Origin of the sequence: Colwellia sp. 1_MG-2023 (genome assembly GCF_030546755.1) — a bacterium.
Classification (GTDB): Bacteria; Pseudomonadota; Gammaproteobacteria; order Enterobacterales; family Alteromonadaceae; genus Thalassotalea_H.
This window is the reverse complement of the sequence record NZ_JAUOPE010000017.1, coordinates 57,626-70,777: the sequence shown is the minus strand read 5'-3', so window position 1 is coordinate 70,777 and position 13,152 is coordinate 57,626. Positions and strand designations below refer to the sequence as shown.

General features: G+C 37.9%; 11 protein-coding genes. 9 read left to right on the top strand and 2 right to left on the bottom strand.

The genetic code is table 11. The features are described from left to right. Positions 1 to 137 precede the first annotated feature (137 nt). Together Q4493_RS16480 and Q4493_RS16475 are read right to left on the bottom strand one after the other, a co-directional pair. On the bottom strand, positions 138 to 1,259 hold the full coding sequence (locus Q4493_RS16480) for an anhydro-N-acetylmuramic acid kinase (RefSeq protein ID WP_303454982.1): 1,122 nt from the start codon (positions 1,257 to 1,259) through the stop codon (positions 138 to 140). Then, positions 1,259 to 2,629 carry a peptidoglycan DD-metalloendopeptidase family protein gene (locus Q4493_RS16475; RefSeq protein WP_303454979.1) on the bottom strand — a complete coding sequence of 457 codons (1,371 nt, stop codon included), beginning with the start codon at positions 2,627 to 2,629 and terminating at the stop codon, positions 1,259 to 1,261. The genes Q4493_RS16480 and Q4493_RS16475 overlap by 1 nt, the downstream gene beginning before the upstream one ends. A gap of 159 nt (positions 2,630 to 2,788) precedes the next feature. On the opposite strand from Q4493_RS16475, the gene tyrS reads away from it, so the two are divergent. The 9 genes from tyrS (at position 2,789) to Q4493_RS16430 (ending at position 13,150) form a co-directional block, all read left to right on the top strand. Beyond that, on the top strand, positions 2,789 to 3,988 hold the full coding sequence (tyrS, locus tag Q4493_RS16470; RefSeq protein WP_303454977.1) for a tyrosine--tRNA ligase: 1,200 nt from the start codon (positions 2,789 to 2,791) through the stop codon (positions 3,986 to 3,988). A gap of 240 nt (positions 3,989 to 4,228) precedes the next feature. Beyond that, on the top strand, positions 4,229 to 4,480 hold the full coding sequence (locus Q4493_RS16465) for a hypothetical protein (RefSeq protein ID WP_303454975.1): 252 nt from the start codon (positions 4,229 to 4,231) through the stop codon (positions 4,478 to 4,480). 269 nt (positions 4,481 to 4,749) lie between these two features. Beyond that, positions 4,750 to 6,810 carry a transcriptional regulator NosR gene (gene nosR / locus Q4493_RS16460; protein ID WP_303455030.1) on the top strand — a complete coding sequence of 687 codons (2,061 nt, stop codon included), beginning with the start codon at positions 4,750 to 4,752 and terminating at the stop codon, positions 6,808 to 6,810. Positions 6,811 to 6,856: 46 nt separating this feature from the next. Further along, positions 6,857 to 8,746 carry a TAT-dependent nitrous-oxide reductase gene (nosZ, locus tag Q4493_RS16455; protein WP_303454972.1) on the top strand — a complete coding sequence of 630 codons (1,890 nt, stop codon included), beginning with the start codon at positions 6,857 to 6,859 and terminating at the stop codon, positions 8,744 to 8,746. 134 nt (positions 8,747 to 8,880) lie between these two features. Further along, positions 8,881 to 10,194, top strand: coding sequence for a nitrous oxide reductase family maturation protein NosD (locus Q4493_RS16450; protein WP_303455029.1), 1,314 nt, complete (start codon positions 8,881 to 8,883; stop codon positions 10,192 to 10,194). After that, positions 10,194 to 11,147, top strand: a complete 954-nt coding sequence (locus tag Q4493_RS16445; RefSeq protein ID WP_303454969.1) for an ABC transporter ATP-binding protein — start codon at positions 10,194 to 10,196, stop codon at positions 11,145 to 11,147. The genes Q4493_RS16450 and Q4493_RS16445 overlap by 1 nt, the downstream gene beginning before the upstream one ends. A 1-nt stretch (position 11,148) precedes the next feature. Continuing rightward, complete coding sequence (locus Q4493_RS16440) at positions 11,149 to 11,967, top strand: ABC transporter permease (RefSeq protein WP_303454966.1); 819 nt, start codon at positions 11,149 to 11,151, stop codon at positions 11,965 to 11,967. Positions 11,968 to 11,992: 25 nt separating this feature from the next. After that, positions 11,993 to 12,502: a nitrous oxide reductase accessory protein NosL gene (locus tag Q4493_RS16435; protein WP_303454964.1), complete on the top strand. Its 510-nt coding sequence runs from the start codon at positions 11,993 to 11,995 to the stop codon at positions 12,500 to 12,502. Between the two features lie 93 nt (positions 12,503 to 12,595). After that, complete coding sequence (locus tag Q4493_RS16430) at positions 12,596 to 13,150, top strand: DUF4136 domain-containing protein (protein ID WP_303454961.1); 555 nt, start codon at positions 12,596 to 12,598, stop codon at positions 13,148 to 13,150. The last annotated feature ends 2 nt before the right edge of the window (positions 13,151 to 13,152 follow it).

The following is a 13,152-nucleotide window of genomic DNA, read 5'->3' as shown; positions in this document are numbered from 1 at the left end:
TCAAGATGCTAATACATACAGCACAACTAATTAGATGCTTATTCTTATCAATAGTTCAAAATCTAATCAAGCTGTGTGTGCTTTTTCTACAGCGAGGGATTCATTATAGGGAGAATCTTTTTGAAATCTAGAGGGGGTTATGGATAAAACCGTGTACCGAGAATAGTTTTTTTGCTAGCCCCCGTCACGGTTGGTATATTTCCATAGATCTTTTTTTCATATGCGAAAGCGAGCCATGCAAAGGCCATGGCTTCAAACGCGTTATTATTCAGGTTTAATGAATTAATAGATTTTATACAATGATTAGTAAGTTGATGTTTTAAAAGCTTATAACATTCATTGTTGTCAATTCCACCACCGCATAAATATACGAAACTCTTCGGGGATAATTTATTGATCTCATGCGCAATAGAAGAAGCGGTTAAAGCAACTAGAGTTGCCTGAACATCAACAGGATCTAATGAAAACTCGGCCAAATATGGTGTTAACCAACTGAGATTAAAATACTCTCGCCCGGTACTTTTAGGCGCTGGTAATGAAAAATATTGATCTGATAATAGTTGGGTTAGCAGTGCTTGATTGATGTTGCCTTTAGCCGCCCATTGGCCATTTTCATCATAACGTTGTTGAATGTGTTTATAGCACCACTCATCTAATAGTGCGTTTGCAGGCCCAGTATCAAAACCAATAATTGGCTGAGCTTTGTCCTTTGGTAAAAAAGTAATATTAGCAATGCCGCCCATATTAACTATAAAGGTGTCTTGTTGTTGTTCGCTAAATAAATAGTGATGAAACGCAGGTACAAGAGGAGCACCTTGCCCACCTAAAGCGATATCTTTTGTCCGAAAATCACCAACAACGTTAATATTCGTTAAACAAGCGAGCGTTTGATTACAACCTATTTGTAAAGTGAATGGGTGTTGAATACTTGTATCAATGAAAGGGCGATGGCGAATAGTTTGTCCGTGACAACCAATAGCAGTAATATCGTCAGCGTTGAGGTTTTCTTGCGTTAATAACTGGTCAATCACCTTAGAAAAATAATGAGCGAGCTCAACACTTAAGTTGCCCATTCGATCAATTTCATTTGGGCCTGATGAATATAATCCAATGATTTTCTGCTGAAGTTGATTACTATAGGGCTGATACAAATGTGCCTTTAACTGTACTTTCCCAGCAGAGAAATCAACTAAGGCAATGTCTACACCGTCTGCACTAGTGCCAGACATAATACCAATATAATAATTTTTACTTGTCATTATGGAGCTTGCTGATGAACATTTTTCTGTGTGTTCAAAGTGGTCAATGCGATTCTTGAACCTGATAATTCAGTTAAGCGACGGTCAGCAATAGCAGCAAAAGCTTGACGATATTTTTTATCAATCGGTTTAGCGTCAGGTAGTTTTACGGTACGCGGGTTTCTATGCACACCATTTAGCAAAAATTCATAATGCAAATGTGGTGCTTGCGACATACCGGTTGAGCCGACATAACCAATAATTTGTCCTTGTTTTACCCGTTGACCTTTTTTAACCGCACGTTTTGAAAAGTGCAGGTATTTAGTCACGATACCATTACCATGTTGAATAAAAACGTAATTTCCGTTGTATTTGTTATACGTTGAATGAGTTACTTTACCGTTACCTGCAGCAACCACTGGTGTACCTTTATTGGCTCGGTAATCTGTGCCACGGTGTGCTTTCCAACGCTTTTGGATAGGATGAAAGCGTTTTGGTTTGAAGTTTGAACTAATGTATTTAAAATTAACCGGTGCGCGTAAGAATGCTTTACGCATGCTTTTGCCATCGGGACTATAGTATTCACCGTCTGTAAAACGTATTGCTTGGAAAGGGTCGTCCTGGTTAATAAATTCTGCTGCTAATATTTTACCATTACCGATAAACTCGCCATCAACGTACTTGTTTTCATACACCACATGAAAACTATCGCCTTTTCGAATATCTAAAGCAAAATCTATATCCCAACCAAAAATATTAGCTAAATTAATAATTTGCCCATCATCTAATCCTGCAGCAATACCGGCATTCCAAAAGTTAGATTTGATCACACCGTGAGCAATGCTTTCTCTAATTTCTACGGTTTTAGATTCTTTAAATGATTGATATTGACCGTCAACAAGGTTGACAAATAAAGTGTCGGTTTTTGATAGAGGATATTCTAAAGCACTAAGTTTTCCTTGCGAATCTTTACCAATGCGTAGGGTGTCTCCAACATTTAATTTTTTTAATAAATGACTATCTTCACCTTTTGCTTGACTCACATCATGGGTAGTACGAGCGTTATAGCCAAAGCGCTTAAATATTTTTGCTAATGAATCTCCACTTTTTACTTTCGCGGTTTGCCAAGTAAGTTGAGGTTCTTCAATATTAATTTCATCTGACTCACTTTGACCTTGTTGAGTCGATGTAGTGGCAGCGTTTACCACTTGCTCGGGAACTGATAACTCATATCGTTGGCCGACTTTAAGCGAAGATTGTTCGGATTGACGGCTAGCCGTTGCTTTTTCTGAAGGGAATATAACAAGCAGTAGTAATAAGACGCTAACAACAGAGATAAAAATTCTGTGTTGTTTGGGCAATTGGATATATAATTTTTTTAAATTATTCAAAAGGTTACTACCTGTACGACAAACTTTAATACGACATCTGTCGTTTACTATAACAAAATAATATGTAATGAAACAATCTTTGACGTTTCACAGGCTATGAATTTACAGTAGAATTCGTCAATTATTGTTTAAATTATCCCTGTAATTGGAGTTAAATTGATGTCAGATGTCAGCCTAGCGTTTGCAGAAATAAAACGCGGCGCCGAAGAAATTTTGCTGGAAGATGAGCTATTAGAAAAATTAAAGCAAGGTAAGCCGCTTAAAATTAAGGCGGGTTTTGATCCTACAGCACCTGATCTCCATTTAGGTCATACAGTATTAATTAATAAGCTGCGTCAATTTCAACAATTAGGGCATGAAGTTATCTTTTTGATTGGTGACTTTACAGGCATGATTGGCGACCCAACAGGTAAAAATGTCACGCGTAAGCCTCTTACTCAAGAGGACGTTTTAGCCAATGCAGAAACATACAAAGAACAAGTATTTAAAATTTTAGATCCTGCGAAAACACGCGTTGAATTTAATTCCACTTGGATGGAAAAACTTGGTGCTGCGGGCATGTTAAAACTTGCTTCACGTCAAACAGTTGCTCGCATGATGGAGCGTGATGATTTTAAAAAGCGTTATGCTGGCGGACAGTCAATTGCTATCCATGAGTTTATGTATCCACTAGTTCAAGGTTGGGATTCTGTCGCTCTTGAATCAGATGTTGAATTGGGCGGTACAGACCAAAAATTTAACTTATTAATGGGCAGAGAGTTACAAAAGTCAGAAGGTCAGCGTCCTCAAACAGTATTAATGATGCCTTTATTAGAAGGGTTGGATGGCGTGCAAAAAATGTCAAAATCATTAAATAACTACATAGGAATAACAGACAGCCCAACAGAAATGTTCGGTAAAATTATGTCTATTTCTGACGATTTAATGTGGCGATACTATGAATTATTGAGCTTTAAGCCGATTGAGGAAATTGAAAGCTACAAAGAAAATATTGCCGGCGGTGCTAATCCGCGTGATGTTAAAATTGACTTGGCAAAAGAGTTAATAGCTCGTTTTCATGATGAAGATGCTGCCCAAGCGGCTCATCAGGAGTTCATTAATCGTTTTCAAAAAGGTGCGATGCCAGATGAAATGCCTGAATTAACACTAACTGTTGATAACGGGGAAATAGCCATTGCTAATCTTTTGAAAGAAGCAGGGTTAGTGGCTAGTACATCTGAAGCAATGCGCATGATTAAACAAGGTGCCGCTAAAATTGATGGCGAAAAAGTAGCTGACAATAAAGTGATTATTTCAGCGGGTTCTACAGCGGTTTATCAAGTGGGTAAACGTAAATTTGCCAGAGTGACCATACAGTAGATTACTAGCACTAACTTTTAAATTAACCCGAAAACTCATCGATAAAAGCCAATATTTAGTATTGGCTTTTTTATGTGTGTAATATGGTCTACGTACACGTCAAAATTTTTTACAATAGCAGTTGTTAACTTTCGCGAAGTCAATGTAACTCATTGAATTGTCGATGGTAAATAATAATGGAATATAAAATGCTTAATAAAAGCACTTAGTTTTTTAAAGTAATTTTTAAGGTATTTTTTCATGGAACTAAACCACATAAGGGACCCCTTAATTGAGCGACGATCGAGTCAGAATAATTTTGATGAATTATGGTCGAACTTGACCTTAGCGCAAAAATTTGCCGCCAGTAGTTTAACGAAATACGGTTATGAATTAGCATATATTCGTTGTTCTACCGCTGGAAATGTCGCTTTTATGACCGTTGATAATCATGTCGCAACCATTGAAATGGATGGTGAAATTAACACAGCTCCCAATATTAATGTTAGGTAATTAACACACTTTAGAATACCTCTTCAAAATTCACATTTTCCTAAATATTGATCTAAATCAGGTTTTTTTAAATACTCTGGTAAGCAAAATTTAGATCATGATCTAGATCAAATCCCTAATACAACACTTACGTAGTATATGCGACATATTGTCGCAGTTGATGATCCAACTGCAGTGCTACTTAGTAAGAGTTAATGATTCATATTCAAAAATATATACAAAATGTTGTTCATATGTTTCTGCTAGCAGCTGCTTTGTTGTGCACAAGTATGTCTGCCAATGCTTTGTTTGTTAGTCCTCCTAAAGACCCTATTCCACTTATTCATCAAATATTTCCAGAGCTCACCCGTATTAGTGAGAAAGCGGGTGATCCTTTGGTGTGGACTATTTATAAAGAGAACGAAATTATTGGTTACGCCTTTGAAACCAATGATATTGCGAAAATTCCGGCTTATTCTGGTGAACCAGTGAACATGTTGGTTGCCATCAATCCTCAAGGTGTATACCTCGGCGCTAAAGTACTAGAACATCATGAACCAATTATTCTTGCGGGTATTCCTGAAAGCAAGTTGCATGCGTTTGCAGAGCAATATGACGGTTTGTCTGTTAGTGATCGCTTAAAAGTAGGTGGCAACAATAAGCAAGAAAACACTATTCATATTGATGGTTTATCGGGCGCTACAGTAACTGTGATGGTGATGAATGTTGCCATTACTAAATCAGCAACTAAAGTGGCACGTTCACTCGGTATCATTAGCGCTAGCCAAGAAATTATTCAACCCATGTCAACGATTTACCCTGATGTTTACAAAAAATCATCATGGCAAGGGCTTATTGGTGATGGCTCTATTCGACGGTTAACGCTAGATCGAAAAATGGTTGATGAAGCTTTTGTTGGTACAGAAGCTGAACACATTGATGCAGCCAATGCTGAGCAAAAACAGAATATGTTTGCTGATATTTATTTTGCCCAAGCCAATATACCAACGGTTGGCCGGAATCTATTGGGCGATGCTGAATATCAATGGCTGATGAGCAGCTTAAAGCCAAATGAGCATGCCATCATATTATTAGGTAATGGCTATTCTTATAAAGGTTCAGGTTACGTACGTGGCGGCATTTTTGATCGTATTCAAATTTTACAAAATGGCGGTGCGTTTGCTTTTAGAGACTTAGACCATAATCGTGTGACTGACCTTTATCTTGAAGATGCGCCTGCGTTTAAAGAAATGTCGTTATTTATTGTTCGGGCTCAACATGAGTTTAATCCAGGCGTAGATTGGCAACTTGAATTACTCGTACGACGCCAGTTAGGTGCAGTAGATAGTTTATTTACTAGCTTTAAAGGCGACTACCATACGTTAGATCATTATGTTGATCGCCCGCCAGTGATTTTACCTGAGCCTGAATTAACATTGACTCAACAGGTATGGCAAGAAAAAAACACCGAAGTGATTATTTTAGTGGTCTTGCTCGCTATTGTGGTGATGAGTTTATTTTTTCAAGATATTTTGGTTCGCCATCCTACCTTTATGCATAACTTTAGACACGCGTTTCTTGTTGTCACCGTGGTATTTATTGGTTGGTCTTGGGGCGGACAACTATCTGTTGTTAATGTCTTTACTTTCTTGCAAGCCTTCATGACCGACTTTTCATGGGACTTATTCTTACTCGACCCTATTATTTTTATCTTATGGTGTGCCGCGGCAGTCACCATGATTTTGTGGGGACGTGCGGTTTATTGTGGGTGGTTGTGTCCATTCGGTGCTTTACAAGAATTGATGAATATTTTTGCTCGTTACATAAAAATTCCGCAATTTGAATTGCCTTGGGCTGTGCATGAGCGTTTATGGGCCATTAAATATTTAATCTTGCTTGGTTTATTTGGTTTATCGATGGAATCATTGGCTCTGGCTGAGCAATTTGCCGAAATAGAACCTTTTAAAACCACCTTTTTACTGAAATTTGATCGTGAATGGCCCTTTATTTTATATGCAGCAGCGTTACTTATTATCAACATTTTTAATCGTAAATTTTTCTGTCGATATTTATGCCCATTAGGTGCCGCATTATCTACCAGCAATAGTGTTCGATTATTTAGTTGGTTACGTCGTCGTCCTGAATGTGGCCAGCCTTGTAAAACATGTGCCAAAGAATGTGAAATTCAAGCCATTAATCCAGATGGCGTAATCAACATGCGTGAATGTCATTACTGCTTAGATTGCCAAGTCACTTATTTTAATGAGGAAAAATGTCCGCCATTGAAAAAATTAGCACGTAAAAAGAATCGCTTTAAAGAGAACGAAATAGAAACCGTCAATGTTGCTTAATTGACAAACGTAAAAAAGTTTATAGATAAAATAACTGGGGAAGAGTATGAGTAATGAAGATAAAAGCTCAAATAATGTTGAGCTAGAAAGTGAAGATAGACGTAAGTTTTTTGGTAAAACAGCATTAATTGGTGCCGGCGCTATTGCTGCTCCTATGACCGCTGCTATGTTTTCATCTATGGCGCAAGCGCAACGCAGTGAAGCGGCTAATAGTCCTCACGTTGGCCCTGGTGATTTAGATGAATATTACGGCTTTTGGAGTGGTGGCCATTCAGGTGAGGTGCGTATATTGGGCGTTCCATCAATGCGTGAATTAATGCGTATCCCGGTATTTAATACTGATAGTGCGACCGGTTGGGGATTAACAGAAGAAAGTAAACGAATTAAAGGCGAGAGTGCACACTTACATGCCGGTGATTCACATCACCCACATATGAGTATGACGGATGGTCGGTATAATGGTAAATATGTTTTTATTAACGATAAAGCTAATTCTCGGGTAGCTCGTATACGTTGTGACATTATGAAATGTGACAAAATGATCACCATTCCAAATGTACAAGCAATACACGGGTTACGTGTCCAAAAAGTCCCTTACACTAAATACGTTATTTGTAACGGTGAATTTGAAATTCCGATGAACAATGACGGCAAAGGCGGTATGAAAGATGTCAGCACGTATCGTTCGTTATTTAATGTGATTGATGCTGAGAAAATGGAAATTGCTTTCCAAGTAATGGTAGACGGTAATTTAGATAATACCGATGCTGATTACGACGGGAAATACTTTGCTTCTACTTGTTACAATTCAGAAATGGGCATGAACTTAGGTGACATGATCTCGTCTGAGCGTGACCATGTGGTTGTCTTTAGCTTGGCACGATGTGAAGCGGCGCTTAAAGCGGGCAAATTTAAAACCTATAACGGTAATAATGTTCCGGTACTTGATGGTACTAAAGGCTCTGAATTAACCCGTTATATTCCAGTGCCTAAATCTCCACACGGTATGAATACCTCGCCAAATGGTGAATATTTTGTTGCCAATGGTAAATTATCTCCAACAGTATCTATTATATCTATCAAGAAATTAGATTCATTATTTGCTAACAAAATTAAGCCACGTGATGCCATTGTCGCTGAGCCTGAATTAGGTTTAGGTCCACTACATACCGCGTTTGATAATAAAGGTAATGCCTATACTACGTTATTTCTTGATAGCCAAATTGCTAAATGGAATGTGCAAGATGCGATTGATGCTCATAACGGTAAAAAAGTTAACTATATTCGTCAGAAATTAGATGTTCATTATCAACCAGGTCATAACCATACATCTGCCGGCGAAACTCGAGATGCAGATGGTAAATGGTTAATTGCATTATGTAAGTTTTCAAAAGACAGGTTTTTACCTGTTGGCCCATTACGTCCAGAAAATGATCAGTTAATTGATATTTCAGGTGATGAAATGAAGTTGGTTCATGATGGACCTACTTATGCAGAACCACATGATTGTATGATAGTTCATCGCAGTAAAATGAAACCGCTTAAAATATGGCCAAGAGATGATGCAATGTTTGCAGAAACCATCGCTCAAGCTAAACGTGATGGCGTTGATGTTTATACTGAGAACAAAGTGATTCGTGATGGCAATAAAGTGCGTGTTTACATGACGTCAATTGCCCCTACATACGGAATGGAATCTTTTAACGTTAAGTTAGGTAATGAAGTAACGGTTATAGTGACAAATCTTGACCAAGTTGAAGATGTTACGCATGGTTTCTGTATGACCAACCATGGTGTGCAAATGGAGATTGGTCCTCAAGCAACCGCTTCAATTACCTTTACTGCAGATAAACCTGGTGTTCAATGGTATTACTGTAACTGGTTCTGTCATGCCTTACATATGGAAATGCGCGGCAGAATGTTTGTTGAAACATAAAAACAGCCCGTTTATTAACTAAGATCAAAAGCATAACATTTAATCGGTGTTATGCTTTTTCTACGTTATAGAAGAACACGAAATTTATGATAAATAAATACGCTCAACGTTTGATTATTGTGCTGTTTAGCTTTATGCCTTTGCTGATGACACCAGCTAACGCTAACGAAGTCACGGTGTTACCAAACGATAATTTACAGGAGGTGCTTGATAACGCTATTGATGGCGACACCATAATCTTGTCTGCTGGTCGTTATCGAGGAAATTTTGTTATTTATCGTGCTATTCATTTAACTACTAAACCTAATGAGCAACAAAAGGCGATCATTGATGCCCAAGGTGATGGTCACGCGTTATTGTTGAAAAATTCCCATATCACCATTGAGAATTTAACGATTGAAAATTGGGGCAGTGATTTAACAGAGCAACATTCGGGTATATATTCTGATGAGAAAGCCAGTCACTTGGTTATTCAAAACAATTACCTTAAAGGCGACGGTTTTGGTATTTGGTTACAAAAAGGTGAATCAATTCAGGTGATTAAAAATACCATTGAAGGGAATTTAGCCATACGTTCAGCTGATCGTGGCAATGGTATTCAACTCTCTATTGTTAAAAATGTTGAAGTGCGAGACAACGAAGTTTTTCACACCCGAGATGGCTTATATATTATTTCAAGCCAAGGGAATGTTCTTAAAAACAATACCATGCACGATTTACGTTACGGTATTCATTATATGTATTCTCATAGCAATAAAGTGCTTAACAATACCGCCTATAACACGCGAGCGGGTTATGCCTTAATGAGCTCTCGAAACCTGACGGTTGATGGTAATAGCACCTTTGATAGTGAAGATTACGGCTTTTTAATGAACTTTATAACCTCTTCAATCATTAGTAATAATCACATTAAAGATGTGTGGACTAAGCCAGAAAACAAAGTATTGGGTCGAGATGGTAAAGGGTTATTTGTTTATAACTCGGCGTACAATTCGATTTATGGCAATGTGATAGATACCACAGAAATTGGCATACATTTAACCGCTGGCTCTGAAAATACTAAGGTTTATGCGAATAGCTTTATCAATAATCCGACACAAGTAAAGTATGTATCTAATAAAAACCAAGAATGGAGCCAAGATGGTGTGGGTAATTATTGGAGTAATTATTTAGGTTGGGATATGAATAACGATAAAATTGGTGATGTCATTTTTGAGCCAAATGATGGTATCGACAAACTGATGTGGCAATATCCTGAAATGAAAATGCTCATGGATAGCCCTGCAGTGATCATATTACGATGGGTGCAAAGACAATTTCCAATTCTTAAACCTTCTGGGGTTAAAGATAGTTTCCCGCTGATGAAATCACCCCATGCTAACAAACCTGAAGACAATTCAAATATTGAGTTAAGCCTTGCAAAACTTAATGTTAAGGACGTGCACTAATGACTACTTCTCCTTTAATTACCTTATCAAAGGTAGGTAAGCAATATCCTAAATTAACCGCGTTGAATTTGATAGATATGCAATTGAATCAAGGTGAAGTGTTAGGTCTGTTTGGCCATAATGGTGCGGGTAAAACCACTATGATGAAACTGATCTTAGGGGTTATTTCACCGAGTCATGGTGAGGTAAATGTCATGGGGGTTGCTCCTGATACAAAAGCCGCATGGCATATGCGAGAACAAATCGGTTACTTACCTGAAAATGTTAGTTTTTATGAACATTTAACCGGGTTAGAAGTATTAACTTATTTTGCTCGATTGAAAGGTTTCTACCCTAAAGCCGCGAAACAGCATGCCATTGAATTATTAGAGCAAGTCGGTGTCGCGCACGCGATGAAAAAACCGGTGAAAACTTTTTCAAAAGGCATGCGCCAACGCTTAGGATTAGCTCAAGCGTTTATTGGTAAGCCCAAATTATTATTACTTGATGAACCAACCGTTGGGTTAGATCCCATCGCAACAGCTGATTTTTATCAAACGGTTGATCAATTAAAAAGCCAAGGAACAAGCGTTATTTTATGTTCGCATGTTTTACCCGGTGTTGAACAACATATTGATCGAGCGATGATACTTTCATCGGGCAATATGTTAGCGATTGGCACGTTAGCTGAGTTACGTCAACAAGCGAACTTACCGATAAAAATAACACCTCATGGATTAAATGGCACCTTAAGACATGATGCACATTTACTAAAATACCTATCGAATGACGAGAGCGATTCAATATTAAAGGTGCCAGAGCAAGATAAAGTCGCAATGTTACGTTACTTGTTAACCTTTGAATCTATTTGTGACATTGATATTGATAAAGCAAATTTAGAACAGGTCTATCAATATTATTTGCAGCAAAATAAAAACGTTGGCAATGATAAAAAATTAAGTGCAGGAGCTTAGTATGAATCAAATATTAGCCGTTGCCGGGAAAGAATTTTTTGATGGTTTACGAAACCGTTGGTTAATCTCAATTACCCTTATTTTTGCGGTCTTATCCATAGGTTTAACCTATTTCGGGGCGGTTGCTTCGGGAGAAGTAGGGGTAACTTCACTTTCAACCACTATTGCGAGTTTGGCGAGTTTAGCCGTTTTTTTGATCCCATTAATTGCCCTGTTGTTAAGTTATGACAGCTTTGTTGGCGAGCAAGAAAGCGGCACGTTACTTTTGCTGTTAACTTACCCGTTAAGTAAAACACAATTATTACTCGGTAAATTTATCGGGCAAGGCGGGATTATAGCTTTAGCTACATTGCTAGGATTTGGCGCATCAGCACTGATTTTGTATCTGCAAGTGAATGATGTTGAAGTGCTCCGTTTATTCAGTACTTTCATTGCTAGTGCGGTTTTACTTGGCTTAAGTTTTACCGCCATTGCTTATGTCATCAGTTTAGCGGTCAACGAAAAATCTAAAGCAGCGGGTATTGCTTTACTGATTTGGTTTTTCTTTGCTCTGGTATTTGATCTAGCCTTGTTAGCATTATTGGTGGGAGTAGAGCAGGGTGTTAGTCAGCAAGGATTAACGCAAATTATGATGTTTAGTCCATCTGATATTTTTAGGTTAGTCAATTTAGCTGGCCTTGACAGCAGCGATGTAAACGGTGCGTTGGCAATTGCGATAAAATCTAGCTTAACGCAAGGGCAATTATTTTTAGTGCTCATTACTTGGGTGATGCTGCCTTTAATTGGCGCTAATTTTATTTTTATGAAAAAAACACTTTAATTGTATATTAAAAAGAATGAAAACTATGAAATCTTTATCAAAACTAATCTGCTGTTTACTTATCGTGTCATTGTTTACTGCTTGTTCTAAGCATGAAGAAGGACATCAAACTATTCATCAAGCTGCTGCGATAGAGTCAGCTGATGAGTGTCATTTATGCGGTATGTTAATTACTCATTTTGCCGGTCCCAAAGGGGAGCTATTTCGAAAAGGGGTAACAGAAGAAGAGGGAAAAAAGGTTCACAAGTTTTGTTCAACGCGTGACATGTTTAGCTTTTATCTCGAGCCAGAAAATAAACGCAATGTCACCACGTTATATGTACATGATATGAGTAAATCTCCTTGGGATTCGCCGAACGATAATTATTTTATCGACGCGAAAGCCGCGTGGTTTGTTGCGGGCTCTGAAAAAACAGGAGCCATGGGCAAAACCCTTGCAAGCTTTAGTCAGCAAAGTGATGCTCAAAAGTTTGCCGATGAATTTGGCGGAAAAGTATTAAGCTTTCAAGATATTGATTTATCGGTGTTAATGTGAGTCTTAAATTATAACAAATATTTAAATAGTTGAATTATTCAGTGGCTAAGGTAGGCTGATTAGCATTAATGCTACTAGGTTTGCTAAATATTTATGATAAATAAAATACCCTTGACCTTTGGTTTAAGTGTTTTGTTACTGTTTGGTTGTTCAAGCCAGCCTATCGCGACGGCAAAATTTAAAAGCAACTTCAACTTTTCTAATATTGAATCTTATAGTACTTATCCTCGAAATTCAGTGTTTGGCGAATCTCAAAACATAAGTTACGCCACTCGTAATAATATTGAAACCGCCATTGAACGGAGCTTTGACAATAAAGGTTTGGTTTATCAATCTAATGAAAAGGCGAATGTCATTGTTGGCTATCATTTAATCCAAAATAGGCAAGATTTGACTAAATATAATCAAGGCGTGAAATATTGCGATCCGTGTTTACATTCAGGTTTAGCGGTGCAAGATAAAAAATCATGGCAAGTCTCCCCCGGCAGTTTAGTGCTAGATATCGTTGATCAGCAAGATAAACGCTCTGTTTGGCGAAGTGTTTACCCGCTAAAAATTCGCCCACAAGACAATAGCCAAGAAGTACAAGATAAAATTCAACAAGCCGTTCGCGCCATGATGAAAACCTTACCATTAGGATCACCTTAGTC

Bases quoted from the DNA above. Each gene is read 5' to 3' on its own strand.
- Q4493_RS16435 (WP_303454964.1), top strand. From the start codon at position 11,993: ATGAAATCTTTATCAAAACTAATCTGCTGTTTACTTATCGTGTCATTG.
- nosR (WP_303455030.1), top strand. From the start codon at position 4,750: ATGTCTGCCAATGCTTTGTTTGTTAGTCCTCCTAAAGACCCTATTCCA.
- tyrS (WP_303454977.1), top strand. From the start codon at position 2,789: ATGTCAGATGTCAGCCTAGCGTTTGCAGAAATAAAACGCGGCGCCGAA.
- Q4493_RS16430 (WP_303454961.1), top strand. From the start codon at position 12,596: ATGATAAATAAAATACCCTTGACCTTTGGTTTAAGTGTTTTGTTACTG.
- Q4493_RS16450 (WP_303455029.1), top strand. From the start codon at position 8,881: ATGCCTTTGCTGATGACACCAGCTAACGCTAACGAAGTCACGGTGTTA.
- Q4493_RS16480 (WP_303454982.1), bottom strand. From the start codon at position 1,259: ATGACAAGTAAAAATTATTATATTGGTATTATGTCTGGCACTAGTGCA.
- Q4493_RS16445 (WP_303454969.1), top strand. From the start codon at position 10,194: ATGACTACTTCTCCTTTAATTACCTTATCAAAGGTAGGTAAGCAATAT.
- Q4493_RS16465 (WP_303454975.1), top strand. From the start codon at position 4,229: ATGGAACTAAACCACATAAGGGACCCCTTAATTGAGCGACGATCGAGT.
- nosZ (WP_303454972.1), top strand. From the start codon at position 6,857: ATGAGTAATGAAGATAAAAGCTCAAATAATGTTGAGCTAGAAAGTGAA.
- Q4493_RS16440 (WP_303454966.1), top strand. From the start codon at position 11,149: ATGAATCAAATATTAGCCGTTGCCGGGAAAGAATTTTTTGATGGTTTA.